General features: G+C 67.2%; 7 protein-coding genes. 5 read left to right on the plus strand and 2 right to left on the minus strand.

What is annotated here, in order from left to right; genetic code table 11:
• Nucleotides 1–77: 77 nt before the first annotated feature.
• Both RTO53_RS05775 and RTO53_RS05780 read right to left on the minus strand, forming a co-directional pair.
• On the minus strand, nt 78–1,184 hold the full coding sequence (locus RTO53_RS05775) for a dipeptide epimerase (protein WP_312236908.1): 1,107 nt from the start codon (nt 1,182–1,184) through the stop codon (nt 78–80).
• Nucleotides 1,181–2,626, minus strand: a complete 1,446-nt coding sequence (locus RTO53_RS05780; RefSeq protein ID WP_312236909.1) for an SH3 domain-containing protein — start codon at nt 2,624–2,626, stop codon at nt 1,181–1,183. Before RTO53_RS05780 ends, RTO53_RS05775 begins: the two co-directional genes overlap by 4 nt.
• Nucleotides 2,627–2,838: 212 nt before the next feature.
• Here RTO53_RS05780 and RTO53_RS05785 point away from each other — a divergent pair, with 212 nt between their 5' ends.
• From RTO53_RS05785 to RTO53_RS05805, 5 genes are read left to right on the plus strand one after another with little or no spacing between them, the layout of a single operon-like run.
• A complete protein-coding gene (locus RTO53_RS05785) occupies nt 2,839–4,242 on the plus strand; it encodes a transglutaminase domain-containing protein (RefSeq protein ID WP_312236916.1) in 1,404 nt (467 codons plus the stop codon).
• 43 nt (nt 4,243–4,285) lie between these two features.
• The gene (locus tag RTO53_RS05790) at nt 4,286–7,285 is read left to right on the plus strand and encodes a TonB-dependent receptor (RefSeq protein WP_312236910.1); all 3,000 of its coding nucleotides are present in this window, start codon (nt 4,286–4,288) and stop codon (nt 7,283–7,285) included.
• A 4-nt stretch (nt 7,286–7,289) separates the two neighbouring features.
• Nucleotides 7,290–8,837 carry a serine hydrolase gene (locus RTO53_RS05795; RefSeq protein ID WP_312236911.1) on the plus strand — a complete coding sequence of 516 codons (1,548 nt, stop codon included), beginning with the start codon at nt 7,290–7,292 and terminating at the stop codon, nt 8,835–8,837.
• On the plus strand, nt 8,791–9,525 hold the full coding sequence (locus tag RTO53_RS05800; protein WP_312236912.1) for a M15 family metallopeptidase: 735 nt from the start codon (nt 8,791–8,793) through the stop codon (nt 9,523–9,525). The genes RTO53_RS05795 and RTO53_RS05800 overlap by 47 nt, the downstream gene beginning before the upstream one ends.
• 58 nt (nt 9,526–9,583) lie before the next feature.
• The gene (locus RTO53_RS05805) at nt 9,584–9,961 is read left to right on the plus strand and encodes a hypothetical protein (RefSeq protein WP_312236913.1); all 378 of its coding nucleotides are present in this window, start codon (nt 9,584–9,586) and stop codon (nt 9,959–9,961) included.
• Nucleotides 9,962–10,139: the final 178 nt, after the last annotated feature.

Genomic DNA, 10,139 nt, shown 5'->3' on the forward strand with positions numbered 1-10,139 from the left:
TCCATGGGGTGGCTCCAGCCCGGGTCGGCGCGCCCGGGCAGGTGGACGCGGTGATGCCAACCGCGTGGATGTCGGGGCTACCACCGCGGCGGCGTGATCATCTCCAGCCCGCGTACTTCAGTGATGCCCAGGCCCGGCGCATCGCTGATGGTGATCTCCGATTCGTTGAAGTTGACCCCGCCGGTGACCGGGTTGAACTGCCCCAGCGAGGGGCCGTCCAGGTCCACCTTGGTGATCACATCGCTCTTGGCCACCGCCAGGTGCACAGCCGCGGCCACGCTGATGCTCGACTCGATCATGCAGCCGATCATGCAGGGCACGCCGTAGATCGCGGCGATGTCGGCGATGCGGATCGCATTGGACAGGCCGCCGGTCTTCATCAGCTTGATGTTGATGATGTCCGCCGCGCGCTGCTGGATCAGGTCGACCACCTGGCCGGGATTGAACACGCTCTCATCGGCCATCACCGGCGTGTTGACCCGGTCGGTGACGTACTTCAGCCCACTGATGTCGGCCGCCTTGACCGGCTGCTCCAGCAGTTCCAGCACCACCCCGGCCTCTTCCAGGGCGCGCATCGCGTGCACCGCCTGCTTGGCGGTCCAGCCCTGGTTGGCATCCAGCCGTAGCAATGCCCGGCCCTGCACGGCCGCATGGATCGCCTTGACCCGCTCGATGTCCAGCCCGATGTCCTTGCCGACCTTGATTTTCAGCGACTCGAAGCCACGATCGATGGCCGAGAGCGAATCGGCCACCATCTTGTCGATGTAGTCCACGCTGATGGTGATGTCGGTGGTGATCACCGGATCGCCACCGCCGAGCATGCGGTACAGCGGCGCGTCGTGCAGCTGCGCCCACAGGTCGTACACCGCGATTTCCACCGCGGCCTTGGCGCTGGTGTTGCGCTCCAGCGCGGTCTGGATCAGCGCGCACACGCGGTTGAGGTTGGCCACGTCCTGGCCGATCAGGCGCGGCTTGATGAAGCTGTCGATGGCCTCGATGATCGAGCCGTGGGTGTCGCCCGTGATCACCGCCGTCGCGGGGGCCTCGCCGTAACCGGTGTGGCCGCTGTCGGTGCGCACCAGCACCACCACGTCCTCGACGGTGTCCACGGTGCGCAGTGCGGTCTTGAACGGGGTCTTCAGCGGCACGCGCAGCATGCCCAGTTCGATATCGGTGATTTTCATTCAGGAGTCTTGGCTCGGAGGCGCTGGATATTGGTGATGCGGTCGATGTAGCTCACGGTGTCGCTGGCCATCATCGGCTCCAGCGGGGTCACCGACACGCCGTTGAGATGGGCCTGCACGCGCGTACCGTCGGCCCCGTTCCAACTGCCGCCAGCGGTGTCGTGGATGACCCAGGTGCGCCCGTCGACATGGCCGATGGCGACCATCACGTGGCCCGGGATATAGACCAGGTCGCCGACCTGCAGCTGGTTCACCGCCGCCGTGCGCCTGGCCTTCCCCTCCTTCGGATCGAAGGCGATCCGGTCCAGCGCCGGGCTGACCGCCTGGGCGCTGGTATTGCGCGGCACCAGCACGCCGACGCTTCGGTAGATCTCCGAGACGAAGCCGCTGCAGTCGCGGGTGTCGTAGTCGTGGCCCCAACCGTAGCGTTCGCCGAGGAACTTGAACGCCTGGGTCAGCAGGTTGCGCGGGGTCAGGGGCAGGTAATCGGGCGCGCTGTCCTGCGAGCGTGGCAGCAGCGCCGGTACCAGCGCCAGGCGGCCATCATCATTGCGCACGGGCAGTTGCACCACGTAGGCGGCATGCGCCTGCTGGCCGTTGACGGTCTTGTCCTGCGGCCAGTCGGCGATCACCGGCAGGCGCACGCCCATGTCCAGCTGCAGGCGCGACACCCGCGGCTCCTCCGGGGTATAGGCGGTGAAGGCGGTGGCGCCGGTGATCACGCGGTATGGACCGCGCTGGCCGTAACCGAGCACGCTGGCCGCATCGCCGAGACCGACGAAGCGCTTCTCGATCCACGCCGAATAGCGCTCGCTGGTGATGAACAGCCAGCGGCCATCGGCGCTCTCATGCAGCACCGCCACCGCGTCGCCGGGGAACAGCGCCGATTCCTGGAAGCGGTCGATATCGGTATCGCCCGGTGTGGTGAACACCCGCAGCGCGGTCGGAAACGCGCGCAGCGCGGCGCGGTGGGTGACCAGGCCGTACTGCAGCGGGCGCTGGGTCGGAACCGCGTCCAGGGCGAGGTTGGCCACGGTCGCGCTGCGCTGGGCGGCGCTGATGTCCTGACCGTCCACGCCGTACAGCGGTTTGGAGGGCCAGGTCGACAGGGCGTCGATCGCGGCCAGCACCCGCGCACGCGGCAGCTGTGCCGGCAGGGCGCGCAGATCATGGATGGAGCGGTCTTCGGCACGCATCCGCGCGTTCTGCGCGGCCACGCCGGCGCGGTCCAGGATGGGCTGGTCGGCGTTGGGCGCGCGCTGCGCCCAGAAGCCGGGCGCCAGATAGGCTTCGCGCAGGCCGATGACCCCGCCGAGGTCGGCGTCGGCCTGGGCACGTGGGGCCTCGGCGGCGGCATGGCCGGTGACAAGCAGGGCGGCCAGCAGTGCGCCGGCCAGCCAGGATGACCGCGCGAGGCGGTTGGGGGAAGCCAGGATCCTCAAGCGGTCACCCTCCTCGGAAGCGTCAGGAATATTTATTCCTTTTTTCATCGAAAGCAAGAATAAATTATTGACCGGCTATCGGGCCCGTGTTACACAGCGATTACCACCCGCACCTGGGAAGTGTCGCCGTGGATTTCGCTTCACGCAAACCGCGTTCGCTCCGTTTCGCCCGCTGGCGCGCCACAGCCTGTCTGCTGTTGGCGCTGGCGCCGCTGTGCGCCTGGGCCGGCGCTTCGCTGCCGGAGGTGATCGCGCAGGTCGACCGCGGTGCCTTCGCCAGCGCCGACGCGCAGATCGATGCGGCGCTGCACGATGCCGCGCTTGGCGATGCCACTCGCCAGGACTTCGTCTTCCAGCGCGAGCGCATGCGCCGCATGCGCCTGGACTTCACCCTGGATGCCGACGCGGCCAAGGCGCAACTGCGCCGACAGATCCCGGACCTGCGCGATGCCGAGTTCGCGCGCTGGGACGCGGCCGGGCTGATCGAACACCTGGACATCGATGGCCAGCGTCGTTACTTCAAGCGCGCGCCGTCCAACCTGTTCCGCATCAGCGCCGAAGCACGCGCCCGGCGTGCGCCCGATGCGCCACTGCCAACCGACGGCCCCTTCGAGACGCTCGGCCCCCACCATGAAGAGATCGTCGCGGCCGCCCGCGCCAGCGGGGCCACCAGCGTGGTGCCGCGTCGCGTGGAGGTGACCCAGTCGCTGGTGGTGAAGGCCGATGCCGTACCTGCGGGCAAGACCGTCCGCGCCTGGATTCCGTATCCGCGCGCGATCGCCGGCCAGCAGGAAGACATCCAGTGGATCGCCAGTACCCCGACGGGGGCGCGCATCGCGCCGGAAAGCGCCCTGCAGCGCACCGCCTACCTGGAGCGCACGGCGGTGGCCGGCACGCCCACTGCATTCCAGATCCGCTACACGGTCACCGTGTACGCCCGGCACATCCCGATCGATCCGGCCAAGGTCCTGCCTACGCCGAAGGACCCGGCGCTGCAGCCGTTCCTGGCCGAACGCGCGCCGCATGTGCTGTTCACCCCGGCATTGCGCGCGTTCTCGCAGCGCGTGGTCGGCACTGAAACCCACCCATACCGCATCGCGCAGAAGCTGTTCGACGCGGTGGACCAGATTCCCTGGGCCGGCGCGCGCGAGTACGCCACGATTTCCAACATCAGCGACTACGCCCTGCACGCCGGCCACGCCGACTGCGGCCAGCAGACGCTGCTGCTGATCGCCCTGCTGCGCCTCAATGGCATCCCCGCGCGTTGGCAGTCGGGCATGGTCTACGCCGATGACGCGGTCGGCTACAACAACCTGCACGACTGGGGCGCGCTGTACCTGGCGCCGTATGGCTGGATGCCGATGGATGTCACCACCGGCCGCCTGGACAGCCCGCAGCCGGCACTGCGCGATTTCTACTTCGGTGGGCTTGATGCCTACCGCATCGCCTTCAACGACGATTTCCAGCAGCCGCCGCAACCGGCCAAACAGCATTTCCGCTCGGACACGGTGGACTCGCAGCGCGGCGAGGTCGAGTGGGACGGCGGCAACCTGTACTTCGATCAATGGAACTACGACTTCCAGTCGCACGTGGTGCCACTGGAGGCGACGCGGTAAACGGCGGTACCCACGATTCCATATCTGCAGGAGAGAGCAGGGAATGAATGCACATCGATTGAAGCGGGCGGCGCTGTGCGTTGCCCTGGGGGCCTGCCTGGGCTCGGTCGCGCCCATGGCGATGGCCCAGGACGGCGCAGTGGTTGGCAAGCTGGTCACCGATTCGGGGCAGCGCCTGGACAACGCGACGGTCACCGTGCGCAATCCGTCCACCGGATTCGTGCGTTCGGTGAAGGCCGAGGCCAATGGCAGCTACCGCATCCCGTTGTTGCCGGTGGGCACCTACGAGCTGGAGGTGGCCGTCGCTGGCGGGGCCCCGGCGCGGGTTGGCCAGGTCAATGTCGGCCTGGGCAGCGCCACCACGGTGAACGTGCCGGTGAGTGGCGTCAGCACCCTGGGCACGGTGCAGGTGCGTGCGCCGCAGGTGGTGTCGATGGTGGATGTGAAGTCGACCGAATCGGCCACCAACATCACCCGCGAAGAACTCTCGCGGCTGCCGGTGGACCGCGACATCACCGCCGTGGCGCTGCTGGCACCGGGTGCGGTGAAGGGCAAGGGATCGCTGGGCGGGCAGGGCATTTCCTTCGGCGGTTCCTCGGTGGCCGAGAACACCGTCTACATCAACGGCCTGAACGTCACCGACTTCTACAACCGCGTGGGCTTCTCCTCGGTGCCGTTCTCCTTCTACCAGGAGTTCCAGGTCAAGACCGGCGGCTACTCGGTGGAGTTCGGGCGCAGCACCGGCGGCGTCATCAACGCGGTGACGCGCTCGGGCAGCAACGACTTCAAGGCCGGCGCGGAACTGGTACTGGAGCCGCGTGCGTGGCAGTCGCAGGCGCGCGACCGCTACGACCGCGACGACAGCCGTTACATCACCGCCAGCCGCGATGACTATTCGCGCAGTGCGCTGAACGTGTTCGCCTCCGGTGCGCTGGTGCAGGACAAGCTGTTCTTCTTCGGCATGTACGAAGCGCGCGACTACACCCCCAACTCCACCAATGATGCCGGCACCGTGCTCAACCGCGGCACCGCCGACGATCCGTTCTGGGGCGGCAAGCTGGACTGGCAGATCACCGACAACCAGATGCTGTCGCTGTTCGGTTTCTCCGACAAAAGCGATACCGTCACCGACGTCTACCGGTACGACTACGACACCGGCCTGGCCGTGGGCGAGCGCACCAACCAGGTCTACAACACGGTAGGGGGAAAGAACTGGTCGGGTACCTACAGCTGGCAGGTCAACAACGACCTGACCATGAAGCTGATGTACGGCGAGAACAAGCGCAACCGCACCCAGAGCAGCCTCATGGATGAGAACTGCAACCGCGTGTTCGACAACCGCACCGCCAGCCAGGGCGTACCCACCGACCTGCAGGGCGACCGCAGCTGCACCAGCAGTTCGCAGCTGGAATCGGCGTTGGATACGCGCAAGGCCGCCCGCGCCGATTTCGAATGGACCCTCGGCAACCATCTGCTGCGCTTCGGCATGGACCGCGAAGAGAACACCTCCGACTACGAGCGTGCCTACCCCGGCCCGGGTGGACTGCGTTACGACATCTACTACCGCACCCCGGGCAGCTCGCTCAACGGGGGCGTGGTACCGGCCAGCGGACTGGTCGCGCGCACCCGCCGCTACGAAGTGGCCGGATCGTTCGAGACCATCAACTCGGCGTACTACCTCGAAGACAACTGGCAGGTCACGCCGAACTTCCTGCTCAACATCGGCGCACGCCTGGAGGGCTTCGACAACAAGGGCGGCGACGGCGACAGCTACATCAAGATCGACGACATGATCGCGCCCCGGCTGGGCTTCTCGTGGGACCTGCGCGGCGATGGCACCACCAAGGTGTTCGGTAACCTGGGGCGGTATTTCCTGCCCGTGGCCAACGTGATCAACATCAAACAGGCCGGCGGCTTCCTGGACGAGCGCACCTGGTACGAATTCCTCGGTTACAGCGGCGCGCCCAACAACGTCCCCAACCTGGGCGGCCAGATCGGGCCGGTGGACAACTCGCAGGGCGACGGCAGCGTGCCGGACCTGCGCGCCGAAGTGAACCGCGACATGGATCCGGTCTACCAGGATGAGGCCATCCTGGGCTTCCAGCACATGCTCAGCGCATCGTGGTCGGTCGGCGCCAGCGTCACCTACCGGCGCCTGCACAACGCCATCGATGACATGAACATCACCGCGACCGGCCAGTGCGGGGCGATCGACGGCGTCTGGATCATGGGCAACCCCGGCCGCACCAACACCGTGTGGGGCGACAGCGACTGCGACGGCAGCAACGATGCCTGGATCGATATCGACACCGCCCGCGAAGGCTGGGCGCTGTATGACGACGACGGCAACTACGTCGGCCAGCGCGGCTGGGTCAAGCCCAAGCGCGATTACAAGGCCCTGGAGCTGCAGGTGGATCGTGCATGGGACGGCACGTGGGGCTTCAATGCGTCCTACACGCTGGCCTACGGCCGCGGCAACGCCGAAGGACCGGTCAACTCCGATACCGACTTCGCCGATTCCGGCCGCACCGAGAACTTCGACAACCCGTGGGTCAACTATCGCGGCTACGGCTACCTGGCCAACGATCGCCGCCATCAGTTCAAGTTCCGCGGCAGTTATGCGCTGACGGAGAACCTCACGATCGCCGCGACGCTGGGCGTGCAGTCCGGCAGCCCGATCACCCGCTTCGGTGCCGGCAACCCGTTCGACGCCACCGATTTCCACAGCTACTACGTGTGCGTGTCCAACTGCCAGGCCACGGTGCCGTCCGAGCGGGTGTTCGTGCATTCCCCGCGTGGAGGTGACGGGCGCACGCCCTGGACCTACGACCTGGACATGAGCGTGGCCTACAAGATCCCGGTGCCACTGGATATCAACGTCAAACTGGCCGTCTACAACGTGCTCAACCAGCAGCGCATCGTCTCGGTGGACCAGGACTACGAGCCGCAGGACAGCATCGGGACGCCCAATCCGCTGTATGGCTATGGCACCGGCTTCCAGTCGCCGCGCTATGCGCAGCTCACGGTGACCTGGAACTACTGAGCACATGACCGGCATGACGCAGGCGACGTGGACGGCGGTGCTGGCGATGGCCGCCGGCATGGCCGCCGCGTCACCGGCCGCGTTCGATCCGATGTTCGACCAGGCCCGGCAGCAGTACGCACTGCCGGGCCTGGCGATGGCGGTGGTGGAAGACGGTCAGGTGATCTACCAGCGCACCGCTGGCGAACGACGTAGCGGCCGTGGCGAAGCCATCGACCCCGACACCCTGTTCAAGATCGCCTCCAACAGCAAGGCGATGACCGCCGCCCTGCTGGCGCGGCTGGTCGACCGCGGCGTGCTGCGCTGGGACGATCCGGTGATCAGGTACCTGCCGCAGTTCCGCATGCACGATCCCTGGGTAACCAGGCAGATGCAGGTGCGCGATCTGCTCATCCACAACAGCGGCCTGGGGCTGGGCGCCGGTGATCTCATGCTGTGGCCCGAGCCCAACGCCTTCACCCGTCAGGACATCATCGCCGGGCTGGCCCACCTCAAGCCGGTCACCAGCTTCCGCAGTGGCTACGCCTACGACAACCTGATGTATGTGGTGGCCGGTGAAGTGGCCGCGGCGGCCGCCGGCAAGCCGTACGACCAGTTGCTGCGCGAGGAAGTGTTCGTGCCGCTGGGCATGGACCGCTGCCAGGTCGGTGCGTGGTCGGTGGCCAAGGTCGGCAACGTCGCCCAACCGCATACCCGTCGCGACGGGCGCAACGTCGTGGTCCAGGCCGATGGCGATACAAGCCCGGACCTGCCGTCGATGGCCGCCGGCGGCATCCGCTGCAGCCTCAAGGACATGACCCGCTGGATGCAGGTGCTGCTGGACCCGGCGGTGGTGCCGGGCTGGTTGGGTGCGGCGCAACGGCGCGCGCTGTGGACCGCGCACATGCCGATGCCGCTCGGTGCGCGCCAGCGGCAGTGGGACAACGCGCATTTTTACGCCTACGGCTACGGCTGGCGCCTGTCGGACATGGACGGGCAGTGGAAGGTGGCCCACACCGGCACGCTGTCGGGCATGTACTCCTCCCTGGCGCTGCTGCCGGACCGCAAGGTGGGCGTGGTGATCCTGATCAACGGTGACGCCGAGGATGCACGCACCGCGCTGATGCAGGCCGCATTGAAGCACTACACCGCGCCGGCGCAGGCTCGCGGTGTCCTCGATTACGCACGCCTGCTGCAGCAGGAACAGCAGCAGCGCACCGACGCCGGCCAGGTGCGGCCCGATACGCGCGCGCGACGCCCGGCGGACCCGCGCGCTACCCGCGCCTGGCAGGGCCGTTACCGCGACCCGTGGCTGGGGCCGGCCAGCCTGTGCCCACAAGGTGGGCACCTCCGCTTCAGCGTGGACAAATCGCCCAGGCTCCAGGGCCGGGTGATGCAGCTCGGTAGCCGCTGGCTGGTGCAGTGGGATACCCTCGGGGCGGATGCCGAGCCCTGGCTGCAGGTTGGGCCGGGCACACCCTCAACGCTTACGTTGCGTGCCATCGACCCGGATATCGACTTCAGTTATGACTACCAGGACCTGCAGTTCACCCGTATCGGCGATTGCCCGTAGTGCGGCACTGATCGCCCTGTTCGTCGCCGTCGGCGCGGCCGCCCAGCCGGTGCAGATCGCACTGGTGCGCACCCCCGAACAGGCCGGCATGGTCGACATCCGCAGCCTCGCCCCGGATATCGACCTGGACCTGCGCTATGCCGGGGCCAACAATTTCACCGGCCGCCGTGTACCCGGTTACGACGCCGCCAAGTGCTACCTGCTCAAGCCTGCGGCCACCGCGCTGGCCAGGGTTGAAGCGGACCTGCGTGCCGACGGCTACGGCCTGCGTCTGTTCGACTGCTACCGCCCCGCGCAGTCGGTGCAGGCCTTCGTGGACTGGACCAACGATCCGCTGGAACAGTCGCGCAAGGCCCAGCAGTATCCGGGCCTGGACAAGCCGGCGCTGCTCGGCGGCTACATCGCCCAGACCTCCGGGCACAGTCGCGCCGCCACCGTGGACCTGACCCTGGTGGATTGCCGCAGCGGCACCTGCACCGCGCTGGACATGGGCACCGACTTCGATTTCTTCGGCCCGCGTGCGCATACCGACGCGCCCGACGTCACCCCGCAGCAGTACCTCAACCGGCAGAAGCTGCGCCAGGTGATGGGCCGCCAGGGCTTTGAGAATTACCCGCAGGAATGGTGGCACTACACCCTCACGCCCGAGCCGGACCCGCACACCGCCTACGACGTCCCTGTGCGTTGACCCCCGTGGCGCCAGGGTGGGCCGCTACACTGTGCGCTCACCGACCGCCCGGACCACGATGAACCTGCCGCTGCACTTTGGATTGCTCGGAACGCTGGAAGCGGGCCTTATCGCGCTGCTGGTCGGCCTGCTGGTGTACGCGCTGTGGCAGTGGCTGTGCCGCGCCGTTGGCTGGAACGCCGGGCACGCGATCGGCTGGGCCTGCGTGATCGCGGTGATCGCTTCGGCCGGCATCGACGCGTGGAAGCTGTTCTACATGGGCATCATGCGGCTGGAGTCGCCGTTGTACGCGCGCTTGTTCCTGGCGACCGTCCACGATCCGAACGAGCTCGGTTCGCGCGTGGTGCTGGAAGTGGCCGGTGCGCTGTTCGGTGTTGCGGCGGGGTGGCTTCTGTTCAGTTCGCGCTCAGGCGAAAAAAACGCCAGCGACCCCTGAGATTTCGTTCGCATCCGGTTAAATCCGGGCCGGTTGAATGCGTGTGTTACTCCGCGCTCACCCGTCCCTAACCACTGCGGTAATCGACGGCTGCGTACAGGTGGTTAAGCGCGCGTGCGCGTGCCGATTGCAGCGAAATGCCGATTCACAAACGGGCTGGCAGGGTGGAGGCCGTGCG

It is taken from the genome of Stenotrophomonas sp. (assembly GCF_031995405.1).
Lineage (GTDB): Bacteria > Pseudomonadota > Gammaproteobacteria > Xanthomonadales > Xanthomonadaceae > Stenotrophomonas.

Bases quoted from the DNA above. Each gene is read 5' to 3' on its own strand.
- RTO53_RS05775 (WP_312236908.1), bottom strand. From the start codon at position 1,184: ATGAAAATCACCGATATCGAACTGGGCATGCTGCGCGTGCCGCTGAAG.
- RTO53_RS05790 (WP_312236910.1), top strand. From the start codon at position 4,286: ATGAATGCACATCGATTGAAGCGGGCGGCGCTGTGCGTTGCCCTGGGG.
- RTO53_RS05795 (WP_312236911.1), top strand. From the start codon at position 7,290: ATGACCGGCATGACGCAGGCGACGTGGACGGCGGTGCTGGCGATGGCC.
- RTO53_RS05800 (WP_312236912.1), top strand. From the start codon at position 8,791: ATGACTACCAGGACCTGCAGTTCACCCGTATCGGCGATTGCCCGTAGT.
- RTO53_RS05805 (WP_312236913.1), top strand. From the start codon at position 9,584: ATGAACCTGCCGCTGCACTTTGGATTGCTCGGAACGCTGGAAGCGGGC.